Source organism: Pseudomonas sp. VS40 (assembly GCF_018587885.1).
Lineage (GTDB): Bacteria > Pseudomonadota > Gammaproteobacteria > Pseudomonadales > Pseudomonadaceae > Aquipseudomonas > Aquipseudomonas pergaminensis.
The window spans coordinates 138,590-152,385 of the sequence record NZ_JAGYWD010000011.1 but is presented as its reverse complement, the minus strand read 5'-3'; the positions used below and the strand labels follow the sequence as shown (position 1 = coordinate 152,385).

13 protein-coding genes are annotated in these 13,796 nt (G+C 61.4%); 10 read left to right on the top strand and 3 right to left on the bottom strand.

Annotated features, from left to right (window positions below; translation table 11 throughout):
• The first annotated feature begins 109 nt into the window (after positions 1-109).
• Positions 110-913 (top strand): phosphatase PAP2 family protein, encoded by an 804-nt coding sequence (locus KHP07_RS26325; RefSeq protein WP_214498307.1) that lies wholly within the window; start codon positions 110-112, stop codon positions 911-913.
• Positions 914-1,028: 115 nt separating this feature from the next.
• Here KHP07_RS26325 and KHP07_RS26320 read toward each other — a convergent pair whose 3' ends face one another.
• Positions 1,029-1,436 carry an RNA-binding S4 domain-containing protein gene (locus KHP07_RS26320; RefSeq protein ID WP_214498306.1) on the bottom strand — a complete coding sequence of 136 codons (408 nt, stop codon included), beginning with the start codon at positions 1,434-1,436 and terminating at the stop codon, positions 1,029-1,031.
• Between the two features lie 116 nt (positions 1,437-1,552).
• On the opposite strand from KHP07_RS26320, the gene rimA reads away from it, so the two are divergent.
• The 3 genes from rimA to rimK are packed head-to-tail and all read left to right on the top strand — an operon-like array spanning position 1,553 to position 3,730.
• On the top strand, positions 1,553-2,332 hold the full coding sequence (rimA, locus tag KHP07_RS26315) for a S6 modification regulatory phosphodiesterase RimA (RefSeq protein WP_214498305.1): 780 nt from the start codon (positions 1,553-1,555) through the stop codon (positions 2,330-2,332).
• A gap of 13 nt (positions 2,333-2,345) precedes the next feature.
• Positions 2,346-2,828, top strand: coding sequence for a retropepsin-like aspartic endopeptidase RimB (rimB, locus tag KHP07_RS26310; protein WP_214498304.1), 483 nt, complete (start codon positions 2,346-2,348; stop codon positions 2,826-2,828).
• A complete protein-coding gene (gene rimK, locus KHP07_RS26305) occupies positions 2,825-3,730 on the top strand; it encodes a 30S ribosomal protein S6--L-glutamate ligase (RefSeq protein ID WP_025855543.1) in 906 nt (301 codons plus the stop codon). Before rimB ends, rimK begins: the two co-directional genes overlap by 4 nt.
• Positions 3,731-3,901: 171 nt before the next feature.
• Here rimK and KHP07_RS26300 read toward each other — a convergent pair whose 3' ends face one another.
• Positions 3,902-5,215 (bottom strand): ATP-binding protein, encoded by a 1,314-nt coding sequence (locus KHP07_RS26300; RefSeq protein ID WP_078046382.1) that lies wholly within the window; start codon positions 5,213-5,215, stop codon positions 3,902-3,904.
• A 117-nt stretch (positions 5,216-5,332) separates the two neighbouring features.
• Positions 5,333-6,073: an osmolarity response regulator transcription factor OmpR gene (gene ompR / locus KHP07_RS26295; RefSeq protein WP_016979041.1), complete on the bottom strand. Its 741-nt coding sequence runs from the start codon at positions 6,071-6,073 to the stop codon at positions 5,333-5,335.
• Positions 6,074-6,430: 357 nt separating this feature from the next.
• Between ompR and KHP07_RS26290 the strand changes: the two genes are divergently transcribed.
• The 6 genes from KHP07_RS26290 (at position 6,431) to tauC (ending at position 13,786) form a co-directional block, all read left to right on the top strand.
• Positions 6,431-8,755: a Tex family protein gene (locus tag KHP07_RS26290; protein WP_099491421.1), complete on the top strand. Its 2,325-nt coding sequence runs from the start codon at positions 6,431-6,433 to the stop codon at positions 8,753-8,755.
• Positions 8,755-9,138 carry a PaaI family thioesterase gene (locus KHP07_RS26285; protein ID WP_078046380.1) on the top strand — a complete coding sequence of 128 codons (384 nt, stop codon included), beginning with the start codon at positions 8,755-8,757 and terminating at the stop codon, positions 9,136-9,138. Before KHP07_RS26290 ends, KHP07_RS26285 begins: the two co-directional genes overlap by 1 nt.
• Positions 9,139-9,352: 214 nt before the next feature.
• A complete protein-coding gene (gene gshA / locus KHP07_RS26280; RefSeq protein ID WP_214498303.1) occupies positions 9,353-10,936 on the top strand; it encodes a glutamate--cysteine ligase in 1,584 nt (527 codons plus the stop codon).
• A 243-nt stretch (positions 10,937-11,179) separates the two neighbouring features.
• Positions 11,180-12,157: a taurine ABC transporter substrate-binding protein gene (tauA, locus tag KHP07_RS26275; protein WP_078046378.1), complete on the top strand. Its 978-nt coding sequence runs from the start codon at positions 11,180-11,182 to the stop codon at positions 12,155-12,157.
• A gap of 16 nt (positions 12,158-12,173) precedes the next feature.
• Positions 12,174-12,953: a taurine ABC transporter ATP-binding subunit gene (tauB, locus tag KHP07_RS26270; protein ID WP_214498302.1), complete on the top strand. Its 780-nt coding sequence runs from the start codon at positions 12,174-12,176 to the stop codon at positions 12,951-12,953.
• On the top strand, positions 12,950-13,786 hold the full coding sequence (gene tauC / locus KHP07_RS26265; RefSeq protein ID WP_078046376.1) for a taurine ABC transporter permease TauC: 837 nt from the start codon (positions 12,950-12,952) through the stop codon (positions 13,784-13,786). Before tauB ends, tauC begins: the two co-directional genes overlap by 4 nt.
• The last annotated feature ends 10 nt before the right edge of the window (positions 13,787-13,796 follow it).

Genomic DNA, 13,796 nt, shown 5'->3' with positions numbered 1-13,796 from the left:
ATTGATGACAAATTGATTACAAGGTTTATAGAATTAAACGCTTTAGCACCATATTGGTGCGGCTTTCTCCTGGAAACAGAGAGCTTCATAGAGCGAAGAGGGACAGTTTATGAACAATCCGGGTTTGTTCCAAGCCAAGTGGAACCTCCGGCGATGGGCTCTTTGCAATCTACTCGCTATCGGACTGCTGTGTTTTTGGCTGTGGCCCACGGGCCAGATGCTGTGTGTGATTTTCGACGAGTGGCTGTTTCACCTGCTCAATGATCCGCTGGCGACCAACTCGACATGGTTGCATGTGTGGGCTGTAGCCAGCTTGCGACCTTTTGATGCAGTGGTCGGGGTGATTCTGCTGGCGCTGCTGATTCGCGGTGACTGGGTGTTCAAGGCTGTGCAGGTGCGCCAGGCTTTGTTAGGTTTTGTCGGGGTTCTGCTGCTGTTGTTGTTTATCCGCATGTTGTTTTCCAAACTCGCGGCGCAGATGGGCTGGCAACACAGCAGCCCGTCGATGGTGATCAGCGGGGCGATCCAGATGAGCGACTACTTCCCGGGGCTGGAGAAGACGTGGGAGTTGAAGGACCGTTCGAGCCAGAGCTTCCCGGGGGATCATGCTTCGGTCTTGTTGATCTGGGGCATGTTCATGACAGTGTTCGCCCAACGGATTGGCCAGGTGCTGATGATCTGGGGTCTGGCGCTGCTGTTCATGATGCCGCGCCTGGTGGCCGGCGCCCATTGGGGGCAGGACGACTACATCGGCGGTGTGTTGTTGGCGCTATTGGCGCTGGGGTGGGGGTATTACACGCCGTTCGCGGCGAAGGTGTCGGCGGGGTTGCTGCGGCTCACGGCGCCGGTGTTCGGGCTGGCTGCACGCCTACCAATCGTCGGGCGACTGAGCGTCGTTAGAACTGCGCAATAATTTGCGGTGAGCGAGCTTGCTCGCGCTGGGCTGCGGAGCGGCCTCAAAAAGCGGGAGCGCTGCGCACTCCAGCGCGGGGCAAGTCCGCTCACCACAAAGGCTCATTCGACTCAGGCTAGTCGTCATTGCCGCTGCCGCGAAACTTGAACAGATCGCGGCGCTGTTTCTTGCTCGGTTTGCCATCGGTGGTCATACCGGTGGCGCCCGCTTTGCGCATGGCCGCCGCATTTTCGCGCTTGACGATACTGGCCTCGGTCTCTGTGTACAGCGCCTGGGCTTCAGGCGCTCCACGACGAACGATGGACAGCGCCTGAACCACGACAGTCTTTTCGTCAAAGCCGGTACGAATCTGTAACTCATCACCGACACGTGGCTCTTTGCCTGGCTTGCAGCGCTCGCCACGATGATGCACCTTGCCGCTCTCGATAGCGGCCTTCGCCAGGGCACGGGTTTTATAGAAACGCGCCGCCCATAGCCACTTGTCCAAACGGACCTTTTCTTCCTCTTCCTGCTTTTGAGCCACTTGAATTCCTCGCTCTGAAAAATGTCGCAACTTTACCGTTGAAACCCTTCGACGCATAAACCCCAAGGCTCACCTAAGATACGCCAGGTAGCACTCTGTTTTTGCGAGGATATGCTGTGACCGAATTCCCCCTTTCACTCACCTCGCCCAACCAGCGCTGCGTGGGTTGCCAGCAAAGCGAGCCCCTCGGGTTCGATTTTGCATTCGCTTACCAGCCTATCGTAGACCTGCGGGATCATTCGATCTTTGCCCACGAGGCCCTGGTGCGTGGCACCCACGGCGAAGGGGCACTGTCGGTGCTCGACCAGGTCAACGAAAGCAACCGCTACCGCTTCGACCAACGCTGTCGAACCCAGGCGATTGCCGGGGCAGCAGCCCTGGGCATGCAAACCCACCTTTCGATCAACTTCATGCCCAATGCCGTGTACCGTCCGGAATTGTGCATCCGTAGTACCCTGGAGGCGGCTCGCGCGCATAATTTTCCGTTGAACCAGCTGATTTTCGAGACCCTCGAAAGCGAGCACGTAGATAACTATCGCCATTTGACGAATATTCTGCGTGAATACCGCGAATTCGGCTTCAAGACCGCCATCGACGATTTCGGCGCGGGCTATTCGGGGCTGAACCTGCTGGCCGATTTCCAACCTGACTTGATCAAACTCGACATGGCGCTGATTCGCGATGTCGATCGGGATCGTGTTCGTCAGGTCATCGTCCAAGGGATTGTCACAATCTGTGAGCAGTTGGGGGTTACTGTCATCGCCGAAGGCATCGAAAGTGCCGGCGAGCGTGACTTCCTGTCCGACTGCGGAATTTTTCTGATGCAGGGCTATTGGTTCGCCAAGCCTGCATTCAAGGCCCTGGCCGAGGTTTCCCCTCAGGCCTGGGCGAATTGATCGGTTACCCATATTGAAGACATTTGACCATTTGACCGTTGTGGGTCTGCGTGAGTGGGTGGCACTCCCCGACCTGGGGGTGGCAGGCCTGCGCGCAAAGATCGACACCGGCGCCAGCACCTCAAGCCTGCACGCCACCGATATCGAGCCGTTTGAGCGCGAGGGTGAGCAGTGGGTGCGTTTTACTGCGCACCTGGGCAGCGTGGTGCAACTGCGTCACCGTCGCTGCGAAGCACCCCTGGTGACGATGAAAACCATCAAGAGCTCCAACGGCCATGCGCAGGTGCGCTACGTCATCAGCACCACGCTGGCGCTGGGGGATCGGGTATGGCGGGTGGAATTCACCCTGGCCTGCCGCAAAGCCATGCGTTACCGCTTGTTGCTGGGTTCCAAAGCCTTGATTGACGGCCAGTTGGTGGTCAATCCCGGCATCAAGTACGTTCAAGACAAGCCGGTGTTCCCGGTCTCTACTATTTCTGCCCCAGGTGCTGCATGAAGATTGCTGTGCTGTCGCGAAACCCGCGTCTGTATTCCACCCGCCGCCTGGTTGAGGCCGGCACCGAACGTGGCCACGAAATGGTGGTGATCGACACGTTGCGTGCCTATATGAACATTGCCAGCCACAAGCCGCAGATCCACTACCGGGGCAAGCCGCTGGAGGGGTTTGATGCGGTGATCCCCCGTATCGGTGCTTCGGTGACGTTCTACGGCTGCGCAGTGTTGCGCCAGTTTGAAATGATGGGGGTGTTTCCCCTTAACGAATCGGTCGCCATTGCTCGCTCGCGAGACAAGTTGCGCTCGTTGCAGCTGCTGTCGCGCCGCGGGATCGGCCTGCCCGTGACCGGCTTTGCCCACTCCCCCGACGATATCCCCGACCTGATCGACATGGTCAATGGCGCACCGCTGGTGATCAAGGTGCTGGAAGGCACCCAAGGTATCGGCGTGGTGCTGTGTGAAACCGCGACAGCGGCGGAGTCCGTGATCGAGGCATTCATGGGCCTCAAGCAGAACATCATGGTGCAGGAATACATCAAGGAAGCCGGCGGTGCGGATATCCGCTGCTTCGTGGTGGGCGACAAGGTGATTGCGGCGATGAAGCGCCAGGCCAAGCCGGGCGAGTTCCGCTCCAACCTGCACCGTGGCGGCAGCGCCAGCCTGATCAAGATCACCCCGGAAGAGCGCATGACCGCATTGCGAGCAGCCAAGGTGATGGGGTTGGCCGTGGCGGGCGTGGATATCCTGCGATCCAACCATGGGCCGCTGGTGATGGAGGTGAACTCATCGCCGGGCCTGGAAGGGATTGAGACCACCACCGGCAAGGATGTCGCGGGGATCATCATTCAGCACTTGGAGAAGAATGGTGGGCCGAATATGACCCGGACCAAGGGCAAGGGCTGATACAGCACGGCGTTTGAAACACCGAACAGCCAATGTGGGAGCGGGGTTGCTGTGGTGGGGGGGTGTCCCCGGCTGGGGCACCCCGGTCCAATGGGACTGCTACGCAGTCCGGCGCGGGGCAAGCCCGCTCACCACAGCAAGCCCGCTCCCAACTATGGCCTACGTTCTTGCTTAGACCGCGTCTCGGGGTAGCATCAGCCCAAGCGGCAAGCGTACCCGCGCTTCAAGGCCACCCTCTTCGCGATTACGCAGCTCAACATTGCCGCCATGCATCGAGGCAATCCGCCGCACAATCGCCAACCCCAGGCCGGTCCCCTTGCCACCCCGGGCACGGTCGCCACGGGTAAAGGGGTTGAAGATGCCTTCCAACTCATCCGGGTCGATGCCTGCGCCACGGTCCATCACGCTCAGCACCACATACGGCGCAGCGCTGTCGCCAGACACATACGCCGCCACTTCCACATCGGAACCGGCGTGGTGCAGGGCGTTGCCGATCAGGTTGTTCAACAGGCGCTTCATCGAAACCCGACGCAACGCAAACGGCTGGATCGGCTCCAGGCGCATGCGCACCTGTTCACCGTTCTGGTTGTAGGGCGCCACCACCTCTCGCACCAGGTCGGTCAGGTCGACTTCTTCCACCACTTCATCGCGGCCATCGCGGATGAACGCCAGGAACTGGTCGAGAATCGCGTCCATGTCCTCAATGTCGCGAACCATGTCATCGGTGAGGTCGGTATGGCTGCCCATCAACTCCAGCGACAAGCGCAGTCGCGTCAACGGGGTACGTAAGTCGTGGGACACCCCCGCCAGCATCAGCTCGCGCTCGCGGCCGGCCTGTTCGACGTCCTCCGCCATCTGGTTGAACGCGCCGTACACCTCGGTCATCTCACTGGGCGTATCGCTGACGGGCAGGCGCACGCTACGGCCCTGGCCCAGTTGGCGGGCGGCAAACACAAGGCGTTTGAGCGGCTGATTGAGCTGGCGCACGAAGATCCACGCCGATGCGGTTGAAAGCAGCCCAATCGCCAGGAACCAGCCCAACACGTTCCAGATTTTCTGCCCGCGCAGCGGGTGCGGGTAAAGCGGCACCTTGATCCAGGCATCTCCCAGGCTCGGCGCCCTCACCCACAGTGCAGGCGAAACATGCATGCGCAGGCGAACCTCGGTGTCCTCTCCAAGTTCATCGCGCATCTGGCGCTGGTAGATCTCACTGTAAGGCCAATGCTGCTCGCCTTCCGGCACGCCGGCCCCCTGGACGCGAATCAACGTCGACGCCTTCGCCACCTTTTCGCGGTTCTCAGGGTCTACGGCCCAGTAGGCGCGCAAGGTCAAGGCGACACCATGGGCATATTGTCGATCCACCAGTACGTCCTCGTTCATCAACAGATAAACCAGCGTGAGGGCCTTGGAAAACAGAACGACGATCAGCACCAGCCAAAGGGTGCGGGAGAAGAAACTTTGCGGGAACCACAGCGGGGTTTTCATAGAAGACAGCTAGACACCTTGCAGGAACGAGCGGCGCTCGCAGAATTGCAGACGCCGGGCATCCCGTCGACCCTCATGGAGTCAAACACCGGGAGTCCCGCCCCTGCAAATCATCGGTCAACTGGTTTTGTTGCCATCCGGCACAAACACATAACCCACGCCCCAGACCGTCTGGATGTACCGCGGCTTGGACGGATCCGGCTCGATCATCCGGCGCAGACGGGAAATCTGCACGTCGATGGAGCGCTCCAAGGCATCCCATTCCCGGCCACGGGCCAGGTTCATCAGCTTGTCGCGGGTCAGCGGTTGGCGAGCGTTCATCACCAGCGCCTTGAGCACGGCGAATTCGCCGGTGGTCAGCATGTGCACTTCATCGCCACGCTTGAGCTCGCGGGTCGCCAGCGACAGTTCGTAGTCGCCAAAGGTGACGCTTTCGTCTTCGCTGCCCGGCGCGCCCGGAACCGGCGGTGCCTGGCGACGCAGTACGGCTTTGACCCGTGCCATCAACTCGTCAGGGTTGAACGGCTTGGCCAGGTAGTCATCGGCGCCCAGCTCGAGGCCCTTGATGCGGCTCAGCTCGTCGCCCTTGGCGGTGAGCATGATGATTGGAATCTGGTTATTCGCGCCGCGCAGGCGTTTGCAGGCGGTCAGGCCGTCTTCGCCGGGCAGCATCAGGTCGAGTACGACCAGGTTGAATACTTCACGCCCCAGCAGGCGGTCCATCTGCTCGGTGTTCGGCACCGCGCGGGCACGGTAGCCCTTGGAGTTGAAGAAACGCTCCAGCAGGCTGCTCAGCCCCGGATCGTCATCAACGATGAGAATTTTTTCGCCTTCAGCAGTTTGTGCAGTGCTGCTCATTGGATGCTCCTCTTATCTCGGCGCGCATTATGGCCTAGCTGCCGTTATACGCACCGTGTGCATTGTTAGCAGATTTTTCCTCTACCGCCAGCGAACCCGCGCCCTACAACCGTTGGCGCAATCCCCCTCAAGGACAGAACGCTGGTTATAATGCGCCGCCGCCGTGCAGGGCAACGTCAGATCGTTACTGCTTGCTGCCGGGGCTTTTTTTACCCGCGTGTCGTGATTTTTTAGATTTCGAGGGTCAATAGGCTGCCTCTTGACCCAGGCAGCGGCGCCAGTCGGGCCGCTCAACCAGCCTCCCAAGGCCTTGTTTTCCGGGCCTGCGAGCTGCTTTTCAGAATTTCAGGTGGTTTTATGGACAGCATCAACAGCCGCATCGCCGAGGAACTCGGTGTACGCCCACAACAGGTCGAAGCGGCCGTCGCTCTACTGGATGAAGGCTCCACGGTGCCCTTCATCGCCCGTTACCGTAAAGAAGTGACCGGCAGCCTCGACGACACCCAACTGCGTCACCTGGAAGAGCGCCTGCGCTACCTGCGAGAACTCGACGAACGGCGCATCAGCATCCTCGCCAGCATCGAGGAACAAGGCAAGTTGACCCCGCAACTCGAGCGCGACATCAAGCTCGCCGACACCAAGACCCGCCTCGAAGACCTTTACCTGCCGTACAAACAGAAGCGCCGCACCAAGGGCCAGATCGCCCTGGAAGCCGGCCTGGGCGAGCTGGCGGACGGCCTGTTCAACGACCCTTCGCTGACCCCGGAAGCCGAAGCCGCACGCTTCATCGACGCCGAAAAAGGCGTCGCCGACGTCAAGGCGGCCCTCGAAGGCGCCAAGTACATCCTCATGGAGCGCTTCGCCGAAGACGCCAGCCTGTTGGAAAAACTGCGCAACTACTTGAAGCAGGAAGCCATTCTCAGTGCCCGCGTCATCGCCGGCAAAGAGGAAGAAGGCGCCAAGTTCCGCGATTACTTCGAACATGACGAGCCGCTCAAGAGCATGCCGTCCCACCGCGCGCTGGCCATTTTCCGTGGCCGCAATGAGGGCATTCTCAGCTCTGCACTCAAGGTCGGTGACGAATTGCCGGGCACCATGCACCCGTGCGAAGGCATGATCGGGCAACAATTCGGCATCCAGAACCAGAACCGTCCTGCGGACAAGTGGCTGGGTGAAGTGGTGCGCTGGACCTGGAAGGTCAAGCTCTACACCCACCTGGAAACCGACCTGCTGGGTGAGTTGCGCGACGGCGCCGAAACCGAGGCGATCAACGTGTTCGCCCACAACCTGCACGACCTGCTGCTGGCCGCCCCGGCCGGCCCGCGCGCGACCCTGGGCCTCGACCCCGGCCTGCGCACTGGCTGCAAGGTTGCCGTGGTCGACTCCACCGGCAAGCTGCTGGACCACGCCACTGTGTATCCGCATGTGCCGCACAACAAATGGGACCAGACCCTGGCGATTCTCGCCGCCCTGTGCGCCAAGCACGCGGTGGACCTGATCGCCATCGGCAACGGCACCGCCAGCCGCGAGACCGACAAGCTGGCCGCCGAGCTGATCAAAAAGTACCCAGCCATGAAGATGACCAAGGTCATGGTCTCCGAGGCTGGTGCTTCGGTGTATTCGGCATCGGAGCTGGCGTCCAAGGAATTCCCGGACCTCGACGTGTCGATTCGTGGCGCGGTGTCCATCGCCCGCCGCCTGCAGGACCCGCTGGCCGAACTGGTGAAGATCGACCCTAAATCCATCGGCGTCGGCCAGTACCAGCACGACGTGTCGCAGCTGAAACTGGCGCGTGGCCTGGATGCGGTCGTGGAAGACTGCGTAAACGCCGTCGGCGTCGACGTGAACACCGCCTCCGTGGCGCTGCTGGCGCGTATTTCCGGCCTCAACGCCACCCTGGCGCAGAACATTGTCAGCCACCGCGACGAAAACGGCGCGTTCAAGACCCGTGCAGCGCTGAAAAAAGTCGCACGCCTGGGTGAAAAAACCTTCGAACAAGCCGCCGGCTTCCTACGAGTGATGAACGGCGATAACCCGCTGGACGCCTCGGCGGTTCACCCGGAAGCCTATCCGCTGGTGCAACGCATCGCCGCCGAGACTGACCGCGACATCCGCTCGCTGATCGGCGACGCCGCGTTCCTCAAGCGCCTGGATCCCAAGAAGTACACCGACGAAACCTTCGGTGTGCCGACCATCACCGACATCCTGCAAGAGCTGGAAAAACCTGGCCGCGACCCACGCCCCGAGTTCAAGACCGCCGAGTTCCAGGACGGTGTCGAAGACCTCAAGGACCTGCAACTGGGCATGATCCTGGAAGGTGTGGTCACCAACGTGACCAACTTCGGCGCGTTTGTGGACATCGGCGTGCATCAGGACGGTTTGGTGCATATCTCTGCGCTTTCGGAGAAATTCATCAAGGACCCACGGGAAGCGGTTAAAGCCGGTGACGTGGTCAAGGTCAAGGTCATGGAAGTCGACATCCCACGCAAACGCGTCGGTCTGTCGATGCGCATGAGCGACACCCCTGGCGAGAAAATCGACGGTGCCCGTGGCGCACGCCCAGGCTCGGCGCCGCGCCAGTCGCAAAACCATGCACCGCGCAAGGAAACCGCCACGGCAGCCCCAAGCAACAACGCCATGGCCTCGCTGTTCGCCAACGCCAAACAGTTGAAGAAACGTTGATGGAAATCCCGGCCGGCTTGACCCATAGCGCGTTCAGCGAACTGATCGGCTGCCGCCTGCAACGCCTTGAGGAAGGCGTCGCCGAGGTGGCCCTGACCCTGGAGCCGCAACTGCGCAACCGCGCGGGCAAGCTCCATGGTGGGGCGATTTTCAGCCTGGTGGACATTACGATGGGGCTGGCCTGTTCCAGCTCCCATGGTTTCGACCAGCAGAGCGCGACCATCGAGTGCAAGATCAACTACATCCGTGCCGTGTCTGACGGAGACGTGCTGTGCACCAGCCGGGTGATTCATGCGGGCCGCCGCACCCTGGTGGTCGAGGCAGACGTGTACCAGGAAGAAAGACTTGTCGCAAAAGCACAGGGCACCTTCGCTGTCCTATAGCTCCCCACCCTCGATTTGAGTTAATTTCGGCGCTGCGACAACAGCGTCGGAATTTTCTTGCCACGCTATAGCCCAATTCATGGAGTGAAGTAGGCTTTTTAAAGGCGGGTCAAATCGACTCAAAACCAGGCGATAACGCCAGTTTCAACTTCACCCTTGTAGACCGTCCTGCCCACCCCCATATTGGGGCGACTGACGCGTGAAGGAATCCAACTTGAGCGAACTTCTCAACCGCCGCCTGGCCCTGCTCGGCAAGCGCGAACACCTCTCCCTGCTAGAGCAGTGCTTGCACGGCATCGAGCGCGAATGCCTGCGTGTCACCAGTGAGGGTCGACTGGCGCAAACGCCGCACCCGGAAGCCCTGGGCGCCGCGTTGACCCATGAACAGATCACCACCGACTACTCGGAATCGCTGCTGGAGTTCATCACTCCCGCCCTGCCCAACCCGGCCGATACCCTGAGCAGCCTGGACAAGATCCACCGCTTTGCCTACACCAAGCTCGGCAGCGAATACCTGTGGAGCCCCTCGATGCCGTGCCCGTTGCCGGCCGAGGAAGATATTCCGATTGCCTACTACGGCACCTCCAATATCGGCCAGCTCAAGTACGTGTACCGCAAGGGCCTGGCCCTGCGTTACGGCAAGACCATGCAATGCATCGCCGGCATCCACTACAACTTTTCCCTGCCGGAAGCGTTGTGGCCGTTGCTCAAGGAGACTGAAGGTTTCGTCGGCACCGACCGCGACTACCAGTCCACCGCGTATATCGCGTTGATCCGTAATTTCCGTCGCTACAGCTGGCTGCTGATGTACCTGTTCGGTGCCTCCCCAGCGCTGGACGCCGGCTTCCTGCGCGGTCGTTCGCACCAGTTGGAAGTCTTGGACGCCGACACCCTGTACCTGCCGTACGCCACCAGCCTGCGCATGAGCGACCTGGGTTACCAGAGCAACGCCCAGGCCGGCCTCACGCCGTGCTACAACGACTTGAGCAGCTACACCGACAGCCTGCGCGAAGCGGTGGCAACGCCCTACGCGCCGTACGTCGAAGTAGGCACCCACAAGGATGGTGAGTGGGTGCAGCTCAACACCAACATCCTGCAGATCGAAAACGAGTACTACTCCAACATCCGCCCCAAGCGTGTGACCTACACCGGCGAGCGGCCGATCCAGGCGCTGATGGCCCGTGGTATCCAGTACATCGAAGTGCGCTGCCTGGACATCAACCCGTTCCTGTCGATGGGCATCGACCTGCCAGAATCGCGTTTCCTCGACGCCTTCCTGCTGTACTGCGCGCTGAACGACAGTCCGCTGTTCGCCGACAATGAGTGCGGCAACGCCACGTCCAACTTCCTCAGCGTGGTCAAGGAAGGCCGCCGTCCAGGCCTGCAATTGCAGCGCCAAGGCCAGGCGGTGGACATGAAGGAATGGGCTGCCGAGCTGCTGGAACAGATTGCACCGCTGGCTGCCTTGCTGGATGAGAGCCAGGGCATTACCGAGCACAGCCAGGCGCTGGACGCTCAGATGGCCAAGGTCAAGGACCCGTCCCTGACACCCTCGGCACAAGTGCTGGCGGCGATGGCCGAGCGCAAAGAAAGTTTTGCGCAGTTCTCCCTGCACCAGAGCCAGTTGCACGCCGAGCATTTCCGTAAGGAGCCGTTGCCGGCTGAAGAGCAGGCGCGCTTTGAGGAGCTGGCACGGACCTCGCTGGCGCAGCAAGCTGAGTTGGAGCAGAACGAAGTGGGCGATTTCGATGTGTTTGTCGGGTCGTACCAGGCCAGCATCCTCGCCATCAGCAACTAAAGCCTTACGCGGTCCCCTGTGGAAGCTGGCTTGCCTGCGATAGCATCAACTCGGTCTATCTGGAATACCGAGTTGTGTGCATCGCAGGCAAGCCAGCTCCCACAGTTGCTCCCCTCAGCCTGAGGACCGAATTCCACTTTTCTTCTCATAAGCTAATTCGAAAATGTTATTTATTTTCGGATTCTTAGATCATTTAGTCTCCTCACACGCCGACCCTCGGCCGCCTGATTGAGGAGCTTCCCCTTGAAACTGCTAACCCCTCTGCGCCTCTTGGCCGCATTGTCCTTGGCCGGTGCCAGCCTGTTTGCCCAGGCGGCGGATGTGACCATCGCTTACCAGACCACCGTGGACCCGGCCAAAGTCGCCCAGGCCGATGGCGCCTATGAAAAAGCCACCAACGCCAAGATTGACTGGCGCAAATTCGACAATGGCGCCGACATCATCGCCGCCATCGCTTCCGGCGACGTACAGATCGGCTACCTCGGTTCCAGCCCGCTGACCGCTGCCATCACCCGCAAAGTGCCGGTGGAAACCTTCCTCGTCGCCACCCAGATCGGCGGCGCCGAAGCCCTGGTGGCGCGCAACGGTTCGGGGATCAACAGCCCGCAGGACCTGATCGGCAAGAAAATCGCCGTGCCGTTCGTGTCCACCGGGCACTACAGCCTGCTGGCCGCGCTGAAGCACTGGAACATCGACCCGGCCAAAGTGACCATCCTCAACCTCGCGCCACCGGCCATCATCGCCGCCTGGAAGCGTGGCGATATCGACGCGACTTACGTGTGGGACCCCGCCCTGGGCGTCGCCAAGGAGAACGGCAAGGTGCTGATTACCTCCGGCGAACTGGCCAAGTTCGGCGCGCCGACCTTCGATGCCTGGATCGTGCGCAAGGACTTCGCCGAGAAGCACCCGGAAATCGTCACCGCGTTCGCCAAAGTCACCCTGGACGCCTACGCCGCTTACCGCAAAGACCCACAAGCCTGGCTCGCCGACAAAGGCAACGTCGACAAACTGGTCAAGCTCTCCGGCGCCAAGGCCAGTGACATCCCCTTGCTGCTGCAAGGCAACGTCTACCCGCTGGCCGCTGACCAGGTGACCCTGCTGGGCGCACCGACTACCAAGGCCGTGACCGATACCGCAGCGTTCCTGAAGGAACAAGGCAAGGTCGAAGCCGTGCTGCCGGATTACGCCCCTTACGTCAGCGCCAAGTTCATTACTAACTGATCAGGAGTTCATTGCGATGGCCTTGCTACAGCTGGAGCGCATCAGCGCACAGTACCCAGGCGCCACAGAACCGGTACTGTCCGACATCTCACTCGACCTGGGGCCCCAGCAATTGCTGGTGGCCCTCGGCCCGTCCGGCAGTGGCAAGACTTCGCTGTTGAACCTGATTGCCGGCTTTGTCGAACCGTCTGCCGGGCGCATCACCCTCGATGGCGTGCCGGTCAAAGGCCCCAGCGCCGAGCGCGGCGTGGTGTTCCAGGACGACGCCCTGCTGCCCTGGCAGGACGTGCTGGCCAATGTCGGCTTCGGCCTGGAGCTGGCCGGCGTGCCCAAGGCACAACGCGAAGTGCGCGCCCGGGAAATGCTCGCGCTGGTCGACCTGGCCGATTTCGACAGCCGCCGCATCTGGCAGCTTTCCGGCGGCCAGAAGCAGCGTGTCGGCCTGGCCCGCGCCCTGGCAGCCGACCCTCGCGTGTTGCTGATGGACGAACCCTTCGGCGCCCTCGATGCCTTCACCCGCGAACAGATGCAGGAGCTGTTGCTGCAAGTCTGGCGGCGCACGGCCAAGCCGGTGTTTTTGATCACCCACGACATCGAAGAGGCGGTATTTCTCGCCACCGACCTGATCCTGTTGGCGCCCAACCCCGGCCAGATCGTCGAACGCCTGAGCCTGGACTTCGGCCAACGCTACGCCGCCGGTGAGTCGGCGCGGGCGATCAAGTCCGACCCGCGTTTTATCGAAACCCGCGAACACGTGCTGGGCAAAGTGTTCTCCCAACGGCAGGTGTCCGCATGAGCAGTTACGAACTCCCCGCCACCGTCACTAAACCGGTCGCGCACACGGTCATCCCGGTACGTCGCAGCCTGAGCACGCGCTGGATCAGCCTGCTGACCCTGGTCGCCTTGCTGGTGATCTGGTGGGCCGTGACCGCCACCGGTTTGATCGAACCGCTGTTCCTGCCGCCGCCGTCCGCCGTGCTGCAAAAAGGCTGGCTGCTGGCGACCACGGGCTACATGGATTCCACCCTCTGGCAGCACCTGGGCGCGAGCCTCAGCCGTATCGGCCTGGGCCTGGGCTTTGCGGTGCTGACCGCCGTGCCGGTGGGGATTGCCATCGGTTCCAATCGTATTGCCCGGGGTGTACTCGACCCGCTGATCGAGTTCTACCGGCCGATCCCGCCGCTCGCCTACCTGCCGCTGATCGTAATCTGGTGCGGCATTGGCGAGCTGTCCAAGGTGCTGCTGATTTACCTGGCGATCTTTGCGCCGATAGCCATCGCCACCGCCACGGGCGTGCGCACGGTCGACCCGGCCAAGCTGCGCGCCGCGCAGTCGCTGGGCGCCACCCGCGCGCAGCTGATTCGCCATGTGATCCTGCCGAGCGCCCTGCCCGACATCCTCACCGGCGTGCGCATCGGGCTGGGTGTGGGCTGGTCGACGTTGGTCGCCGCCGAGCTGATCGCCGCCACCAGCGGCTTGGGCTTCATGGTGCAATCGGCGGCGCAGTTTCTGGTCACCGACGTGGTGGTGCTGGGGATCCTGGTCATCGCCCTGATCGCCTTCGCCATGGAAATGGGCTTGCGGGCCCTGCAGCGTAAATGGGTGCCGTGGCATGGCCAGGCACATTGAGTGAGAACAG